Annotated in this window: 7 protein-coding genes and 1 pseudogene; 5 read left to right on the forward strand and 3 right to left on the reverse strand. The window is 40.2% G+C overall.

What is annotated here, in order from left to right; all coding sequences use genetic code 11:
* Positions 1 to 604: 604 nt before the first annotated feature.
* Positions 605 to 2,014, reverse strand: a pseudogene (locus UYI_RS32155) (phospholipase D-like domain-containing protein).
* 172 nt (positions 2,015 to 2,186) lie between these two features.
* Here UYI_RS32155 and UYI_RS0107500 point away from each other — a divergent pair.
* A complete protein-coding gene (locus UYI_RS0107500) occupies positions 2,187 to 3,353 on the forward strand; it encodes a cysteine desulfurase family protein (RefSeq protein WP_016866062.1) in 1,167 nt (388 codons plus the stop codon).
* A gap of 193 nt (positions 3,354 to 3,546) precedes the next feature.
* Positions 3,547 to 4,299, forward strand: coding sequence for a DUF1995 family protein (locus UYI_RS0107505; protein ID WP_026085805.1), 753 nt, complete (start codon positions 3,547 to 3,549; stop codon positions 4,297 to 4,299).
* Positions 4,300 to 4,799: 500 nt separating this feature from the next.
* Here the strand turns inward: UYI_RS0107505 and UYI_RS0107510 are convergent, their stop codons facing one another.
* Positions 4,800 to 5,150 (reverse strand): hypothetical protein, encoded by a 351-nt coding sequence (locus UYI_RS0107510; protein ID WP_016866064.1) that lies wholly within the window; start codon positions 5,148 to 5,150, stop codon positions 4,800 to 4,802.
* A 304-nt stretch (positions 5,151 to 5,454) separates the two neighbouring features.
* On the opposite strand from UYI_RS0107510, the gene UYI_RS0107515 reads away from it, so the two are divergent.
* Positions 5,455 to 5,877, forward strand: coding sequence for a hypothetical protein (locus UYI_RS0107515; RefSeq protein ID WP_016866065.1), 423 nt, complete (start codon positions 5,455 to 5,457; stop codon positions 5,875 to 5,877).
* A 223-nt stretch (positions 5,878 to 6,100) separates the two neighbouring features.
* Here UYI_RS0107515 and UYI_RS0107520 read toward each other — a convergent pair whose 3' ends face one another.
* The gene (locus UYI_RS0107520; RefSeq protein ID WP_016866066.1) at positions 6,101 to 6,313 is read right to left on the reverse strand and encodes a ribbon-helix-helix domain-containing protein; all 213 of its coding nucleotides are present in this window, start codon (positions 6,311 to 6,313) and stop codon (positions 6,101 to 6,103) included.
* Between the two features lie 101 nt (positions 6,314 to 6,414).
* Here UYI_RS0107520 and UYI_RS36605 point away from each other — a divergent pair, with 101 nt between their 5' ends.
* Both UYI_RS36605 and UYI_RS36610 read left to right on the forward strand, forming a co-directional pair.
* A complete protein-coding gene (locus UYI_RS36605) occupies positions 6,415 to 6,555 on the forward strand; it encodes a hypothetical protein (protein WP_157226309.1) in 141 nt (46 codons plus the stop codon).
* 15 nt (positions 6,556 to 6,570) lie between these two features.
* Positions 6,571 to 6,741, forward strand: a complete 171-nt coding sequence (locus UYI_RS36610) for a hypothetical protein (RefSeq protein ID WP_016866068.1) — start codon at positions 6,571 to 6,573, stop codon at positions 6,739 to 6,741.
* Positions 6,742 to 6,993: the final 252 nt, after the last annotated feature.

Genomic DNA, 6,993 nt, shown 5'->3' on the forward strand with positions numbered 1-6,993 from the left:
ACATTCAACTCAATGAGTTTCGATATAAGGTTGGAGAACTAATGCGATCGCTCCTACAATTACAAATGCCAATGTTACCCAAAATAGCGTTAAGTTTAGTTTCATAATGTTTTATCTCCAAGGTATTTATAATTTTTGAGGAGCGAAAATTTGCAATATTCTGATGCTATGAATATAAATGAGTGTTTTTCTTCTTTCTGGAGAAGGGTTTATTTATAAAGATAATTTTTCACAGATATAAGGATATATCATACTTTTGGTGGAAGCGAAAGTGTTTTCGCACGTTTGATGGAAATTAAAGCTGTGACCAAGATTTATGTTTTAGAAGGCGAACACCGATAAACACCGATGAACACTGATGGTTTTTTCGTCTGTATTTATGTCATGACAATGTGTGATTGAGAGTCATGGTTATTTAGGTTTTAATTTTAATATTTGATACTTTTGATGGAAATTAAAGCTGTGACCAAGATTTATGTTTTAGAAGGCGAACACCGATGAACACCGATGAACACAGATGGTTTTTTCATCTGTATTTATGTCATGAGATGGTGTGATTGAGAGTCATGGTTATTACTAGTAGTTAGGAATTACTAATTATGAGTTATTTCTGGCACTGTTTGGTTTGTGTTTTGATTTTTTGCTGAATTTTTGGTGGAATACCTAATCTAGAGTTGGCATAAAGTCTGTCAAATTCTCGTAGGTAATGAGCAGCAACTATGGGGTTTTCTATTACTAAAAGTGTCTCATCATTACTGTTATTGCCTGCTTTTGTCTAGTTGTGGGAACCAGCAATTACTGTTTTATGATCTATAACGGCAAATTTGTGATGCAATAAATCACCTTTGGCTAAAATAGGTACGCCTACGGTAGTAATGGGATTTTTCCAAGGACGATTATCGACTTGATTTTGACATTTTGTACTCAGAGATACCCCCATCATATCTAATGCTTCACTGTAAGGACGATAGGCAAAACCTGACTCAATTAAGGCACGGATTTTCACATTATCGTTGTGGCGCGTCTCGAGTATGTTTGCTAAACGCTGGTCAGAAAATACAAATAAAGCTATATCTATAGATTTATTGGCTGAATTTAAGGTATTGCCTATCAAACCATTACTGCTATTATTCCAAGGCTGTGTGGGAGAATTTGGTGAAAATTTGATTGTGATTTTATTCTCGCCTAAGATTAATTTGTGAGAGTTTTGTAAAGGTTTTTGCAAACCAAATTTACTTTTGAATTTACCGCCTACTCCGTCACCCCACATCAGGTTAAATTCTTTGGTAAATAAATCTGCAATTTCGGGACTGTCAATTTTTAATAAATTATTCGCGTTACCCAAGCTGTTAGTATTTTTAAAATCGCCGTGGATGTCACTCATAGTAAAGTTAGCAGAGGTGACGATCACAAAACGATTGTCTACAACTACAAATTTATGATGCATCAAACTGCTACCTTGAGAACCATCACTGGTGTCATCAATCAAAGGTATTTTGGCTTGCTTTAAAATTACTAAAGCGTCTGTCTGACTAATTTCTTCTTGGCTGAGGTTTCCATCTTTATTGCTATCTGCAAATAACCTATATTCTTGATAGCGTTCTTGTTCTCTTTTATCTAATCTGTTCACCTCGTTAGCAGTAAAACTACTCCAAGGACGACTATAGTTATTTTCTAAAATTACTCTGACTTTTATGCCTGCTTTTTGTTTATCTACAAGTGCCTGTGCTATTTTAGGTAAACGTAATTCTTGCACTGCCACATCAATTGTTGATTTTGCTTGGGAGATCGTCTCAACAATTAATTTTTCTAAATTATCTCCCTGATGAGCTTGGTGACGATAAGGTTCTAAGTATTCGGAAGACTGAGAATGGTTAAAGTAAACTTGTACAAATGGATCTTGCGGTAGTGGTTCTAAACGCTTATTGTCAAACTTGGCTCGTTGACAAGCGCTTAAAGTTAGTATTACTAAAAATACAGCAGAAAAACGCCATAGGGTAGAGAAAAAAGACACAGGTGTTTGATAAAAGTTACTTGGTTGGACACATTTATCATTCCCATGGTGTGAGGTTATTAAACGGGCAGGACAGCAAATATAATGCCCCTGACTGTCAAAAATAGAAAAATTAACTGTATTAGCTGAAAATAGAAACAGCCCGTTGCCTAGTGTATTGACTAGAGAGTCTATGCAAATTTATTTAGATTACAGTGCTACTACTCCTACTCGCCCAGAAGCGATCGCAGCAATGCAAACAGTCCTCACTCAACAGTGGGGTAATCCCTCTAGCTTGCATGAGTGGGGACAACGGGCAGCAACTGTATTAGAACAAGCTAGAATGCAGGTAGCCGGACTCATCAATGCACCTGCGGAATCAATTATTTTTACTTCTGGTGGTACAGAAGCAGATAATTTAGCAATTATGGGTGTTGCCCGTTTGTATAGCAAACCCCAACATCTCATTATTTCTAGTGTTGAACATTCCGCGATTTCTGAACCTGCGCGGTTATTAGAACAGTGGGGTTGGCAAGTGACTCGCCTCCCAGTTGATAGCCAAGGTAGAGTTAACCCCTTAGATTTAAAAGCAGCATTGCAAGACAACACTATATTAGTGTCAGTAATTTACGGGCAAAGTGAAGTGGGTACAGTCCAGCCAATTGCCGAATTGGGAAATATCGCCCACAGTGCTGGTGTGTTGTTTCATACAGATGCAGTCCAAGTCGCAGGACGCTTACCCATTGATGTACAAACTTTACCAGTGGATTTACTGAGCCTTTCTAGCCATAAAATTTACGGGCCGCAAGGTGCAGGGGCGTTGTATGTGCGTCCAGGCTTAGAATTGGTTCCCTTGCTGGGTGGTGGTGGACAGGAAAAGCGATCGCGTTCCGGAACACAAGCAGTACCCGTGATTGCTGGGTTTGGTGTCGCCGCCGAATTAGCAGCCCAAGAAATGGCGATCGAAACACCCAGGTTAATGCAGTTGCGCGATCGCCTGTTTTCGCAGTTAATAGATATTCCCGGGTTAATCCCTACAGGTGATTTAGTTCATCGTTTACCCCACCATGTCAGCTTTTGTTTAGAACACGCCGATGGTGAAAAAGTCAGCGGTAGAACTCTGGTTAGAGAATTAAACCGCGCTGGGATTGGAGTTAGTGCTGGGGCTGCCTGTAATAGTGGTAAACTCAGCCCTAGTCCGATTTTGTTAGCAATGGGTTACTCAGAAAAAGCAGCCTTCGCCAGTGTCCGGATGACACTAGGGCGAGATACCACCGCAGCGGATATAGATTGGGTGGCGATGGTATTCAAGCAGGTTTTGCAGCGACTATCACCTGTAGAATTGGTTGTGATTAGTTAGTGGTTGGTGGTTGCTAGTTAGTAGTTAAAGATTTAGATAAACTACTAACTACTATCTACTAACTACTAACCAATGTACAGAGGTGCCATGGCACGTCTGGTACAACAACCAACAACCAACAACCAACAACCAACAATCAACCATCAACAAACAACCACTATCTACTAACAATTTCATTCCAAAATATTTTAATATGGCTGAACTACCAAACTCTTTAGAAGATGCGATCGCCCAAGCGCGTACAGCTACCCAAGCCGCGATTGCAGATGGCTATACTCGGTTACAGGTTGAGTTGTTGTTTCCAGAATTGAAATTGATGGAGGTAGCCCAGCAATTTCTGCCCATGTTTGAACAATACAACGACAAACTCAAAGTTTTCTTTGCCGATGCGGGTGGTGCTGGTCTTGCTCGTCGCGACTGGACAGATGTACCATTTAAAATCACCGACATCGGTACTGGTAGGGCTGCCTCTATTGAGTCAAAAGTTCAACCAGAAGATGAAATTTTCTTGTTTATCGCCCCCGGTTCACCAGAAGTACCGCAATTAGAAAAAATTTGTGCGGTAATAGGCGATCGCCCCTTAGTAATGCTAAATCCTTTTCTGGAAGATGCCGGCAAGATAGGTATCGGTTATGCTGCTAGGCAAACCCGCATCCGTTTTCTCAGCACGATAGAATCTTGTTACTACCTGCGTTCTGTATACCCAGATGTCGCCTTATTTCGTTGTTATCCCGGATTATGGGAAATTTTGGTAGAAAATAACGGAGAGTATCAAAAAATCGCTGAGTTACCACAAAAACCCTCCGGCGACGACTTAGACATGATTCTTGCTAAGGGACAAGCAGCAACAACAACAGCAGAAGGAGAAACCGCCGCCGCAGTACCAGGGAAAAAACCAAGTGTGTTTAGGGGTTTGCAGAGGTTCATCAAAGCACTGAGAAATTAAGACTTCCCAAATTTTCTAGATCCCTGATTTGTTAACAAGTCGAGGAGAACTCTTAAGAGGCGATGAGGTGGTGGCTTATAGTCCAATACGGTTCACTTAAAGCTCAAAACCAATCCTGAAAATAGATTTTGCGACAGCAATAATGATTTCGGGAGTCACCAAAATAGATTTTGCGACAGCACTCCCCTCGTAGGGGCTACGGTGTACACACCATATTTTCAAGTGAAAGCACCTAGCTTTGGTGATTAGAAATCACGGCTATACAAGCAAAGTCCGCCAACGCAGACTAACCAAAATTAAGGGTTTTAAACCCACGAAGGTAGGTTTTGTATGTGTAGCTGCGACTTCTAGTGCAGCAGTGCAAGATCCCCCACGGTCAATTGTCCCCTACTAGGGTATGAAAATTTGACTCCTCCTACACCCCCACACCCATTTTCAAGACAGATATGGATGAAGTGTGAAGTATGAAATTTTTTCATCCTTCTGCCTTCTGCCTTAACTTATAGTGAAACGATCTCACACGCAATCCCTGAATGTGCAATTTTGTCAATCTCGTCCTCTGGAACAAACAAATCTATATATTGACATTGATGTTGTACTGCTAAAAAATCAAACAAGGTCTGACCAATATTTGCTCCAATATCTATAAAATCCCCTACCTTCAGAGGAAGTAGCTTTCTGATAGTTTCAGTTTTCCAGGTTAGTTGCCAATGATAAAGTGTAATGCTCTCTTCCACATTATCAGTTGGTACAATTATTGTTTTGTAACCAAGTTTGATAGGAACGCGAGGTTGAATAAATTTACGTAATTTATGCAGTGTACGATAGTAATAAAATTTTTTCCCAGCCATTTATCTTGTACTCCTTAATTATCCGTAACTATGAGCAACTTATGTGGGTATCGTTTTCTAGCCGCAGTGAACGAATAGTGTTTTAGGAGTTAAATTATATTTGTCAAAACTTTAGAAATTGTAAACTTAAATTTTAAGCCTATATCTGAAGTAATACGTTTTAATCCCCTATAGGGATGAGTTTAGTTTTTTTCCCACAACAGCTATCAGCCTTCACTCGCTTCTAACAGCGATCGCATTAATATAGCTATAACTGCTCTACCATAAAAGATATAGCTCGTTCAAACTTTAACTGAGAGCAAGTATGAAAATCTCAGAGCTAATTATAGCTGCTGTTATTGGTGTATTAATGTTAGTCTTACCCGTCACCGCAGCCGAGTATCAGGGGAAAAGTATAGATAACAAAAAGATAAACGCCAAAGCTTACTATTACGCAACAGGTGGAGTTTACGACGTTCAGGTAAGCTTCAAACAGAATCGAGCCACAATCTATTTTAATGGTGGATACCAAACAACTATTCAGCTAAAGCAGCCGGATATAACTGATCCAAACGAGATTGAAGGCTTTGGTAAATTAGGGCAGATTCCTTTAAGTGATACGTTTAGTATTGGGTTGGAATATGACAGTAATTTAGTTGGCGATCGCCAACTGTCATCCTCACCTCTAGAAGGCTTTTGGAAAATTAGCTTAGACGCATCAGAGTTAAAAAACTTGATCAACCAGTGACAAGCCTCAAGGGAATCTCAGTCGCGATCGCTTTTTTAACCTCTTTGTTTTCAGCAGGTTTTGCACTTCACGCTTGTCGAAAATCGCTTTTGCAAGAGTCACGTAAAGGGTTTTACCCCACCCTAACCCTCCCCTTGTAAAGGGGACTGGATTTTTTGTTTCCCCCCGAAACGAGGGGATTAAGGGGGGTTTATTCGACTTTTGCAAGAAGTCTAATGTTAATTCATGTGTCCTCTTTAGCCTTCTTTTGTTTGGAGGCTTTTGGTTTTTCTGGAAATTCACCACTGTCTTTAGCCTGTCTGATACCAATTTCAATCAAAAAAGCTGCTAGGTTAGCTGTTGGCCTACCTTGTATATCTGCCAACACCTCTAAATCTTCAAATACTGAGTCCGGAAGAGTTACTGTAAATCGTTTGCTCACGTCATCACTCATCATCACTTTCGCATCCTATAGTAAGCCCTAAGATTCGCTAAGATAGAAAAAACATCTAAAAATATTCTAAAAAGCTTGCAATTGTATGCAATATCAGTTATGATATGAAACAGTTGCAGTGTTATCGCTGCAACAAAAGAAAGAGCGATCGCTCTTATGGCAGTAACCAGAAAAGCGATCGCTCTTTCAAACGCCCCCAGTGTTCCCAGCACTGGGGACTTCCCAACCAACAGAGACGCCTGTAGGAGGGCATTAACATTATGTCAGTAAGCAGCAAAAAAGTGTTTGTTCCAGAAGTAATAGACTTAAAAGTTAGTGAGGATAAAACTTCTGGAAGAATACGTAAGCATATGTTGGCAAGAGCAAAAATGCTTACAAGTTTGCTTCACCTACAAATATCACTGATGTCAGAAAATGCTGAGTCTAGTTAATAGAACTCAGCATACGTTTCTTGCACAGTGAAGCGTTTTGTGGTAGTCAATTACTTGCTACCACTTTCTTGTCCTCAGGACTTACGCAAAAATTGACGAAAAGTTTAATTTATTAAACCGCCATAGACACGCAAGCGGCTTCGGTGCAGGGTAGACGCCAAGGGTTCGTAGTACTCGACTACATAAGTTTCAACTCTTTGCGAGGGGCCAGATCCCCGACTTTTTTAAAAAGTCGGGGATCTCGTAGCCCAA

Source organism: Fischerella muscicola PCC 7414, assembly GCF_000317205.1.
GTDB classification, from domain to species: Bacteria; Cyanobacteriota; Cyanobacteriia; order Cyanobacteriales; family Nostocaceae; genus Fischerella; species Fischerella muscicola.